2 protein-coding genes are annotated in these 1,463 nt (G+C 46.8%); both read left to right on the top strand.

Annotated features, from left to right (window positions below; translation table 11 throughout):
• The coding region (locus V7D75_RS09965) for an efflux RND transporter periplasmic adaptor subunit (RefSeq protein WP_333614440.1) at positions 1-595 on the top strand (595 nt) is incomplete at its 5' end.
• 34 nt (positions 596-629) lie between these two features.
• Positions 630-1,463: efflux RND transporter permease subunit (locus V7D75_RS09960; RefSeq protein WP_333614439.1), on the top strand; the 834-nt coding region annotated here is incomplete at its 3' end.

Below are 1,463 nucleotides of genomic sequence, written 5' to 3'. Positions count from 1 at the left end.
GCTTAAACTACGTCAGCAAATTTCTGCTGGTAAAGCACAAGCGGGTATGAATTCGGTTGAGTTGGTATTAGAGGACGGCTCAACGTATCCGGTACGTGGCGAGCTTGCGTTATCAGAAGCAAAAGTTGATGAATCAACGGGTGCTGTGACCTTACGTGCAGTCTTCCCTAATAAAAACAATATCTTGTTGCCGGGTATGTATGTCAGTGCGCGCTTGACTCAAAGCGTCATCACTAACGCCGCTTTAGTGCCACAAAGTGCGGTAATGCGGACACCAAAAAGCGAAACGCAAGTTTATATCGTTGATGAAAATAACAAAATCCAAGTACGTCCTGTCACTATTAATGGGACCTACAAAGATCAGTGGGTCGTCACTGATGGCTTAAAAGCAGGGGATAAAGTGGTGGTGATCGGTGGCTCAAAAGTCAAACCTGAGCAAGAAGTCGTCGCCAAACCTTTAGAAAATCCAAATGCTGCCCCTGCTAAGCCGGGCGCGCCAACTGCTCAAACGCCGCAGCAAGCTGCAAAAGCGATGGATAAGCCAGCTAGTAAAGATACCTCTGCTAAAAAACCAGCAGAATCTACCGCTAACTAATTCCATTCAAAGATAGGAAGACTAGGAATATACTATGTCACGTTTTTTTATTGATCGCCCTATTTTTGCTTGGGTGATGGCTATTTTGGTCATGCTCATCGGGGTAATATCGGTTATTAACCTACCGATTGAGCAGTATCCACGCATCGCACCGCCGACCATTTCGGTGAGCGCAAGCTATCCTGGTGCGAACGCGCAGACCGTTGAAGATTCAGTGGTTCAGATTATCGAACAACGTATGAAAGGGCTTGATGGCTTGATGTATATGTCATCATCGAGCTCGTCAAATGGTGGCGCATCTGTAACGCTTACCTTTGAAAACGGTACCGATCCTGATACCGCACAGGTACAGGTACAGAACAAACTGCAAGCCGCGATGAGCTCACTCCCTGAGTCCGTACAGCGTCAAGGCGTCAACGTCAATAAATCCTCTAGTAGCTTTTTAATGGTACAAGGGTTTATCTCTGAAGACGGCAGTATGGATAACAGCGATATTGCTGACTATATCAACTCTAACGTCGTTGACCAGCTCAGCCGTGTTGAAGGTGTTGGTGAAGTGCAGGTGTTTGGTTCAGCCTATGCCATGCGTATCTGGCTTGACCCTTCGCTGCTACGTAGTTATAACTTGGTGCCAGCTGATGTGGTCAATGCCGTACGTGCGCAAAACGCGCAGGTGTCCGCTGGCCAATTAGGACAAGCACCTGCGGATACGGATCGACAGGTTATTAACGCCACGGTTACCGTGCAAAGCTATTTACAAACCCCTGAAGAATTTAAAAATATCTTATTAAAAACCGATACCTCTGGGGCAAAGGTTCGCCTAGGTGATGTTGCAAAAGTTGAAATCGGCAGTGAAAACTACAGTGTG

It is taken from the genome of Psychrobacter sp., assembly GCF_036731945.1.
GTDB lineage: Bacteria > Pseudomonadota > Gammaproteobacteria > Pseudomonadales > Moraxellaceae > Psychrobacter.
Note: the sequence above shows the minus strand (reverse complement) of the source record. Positions and strands in the feature narration are given on the sequence as shown.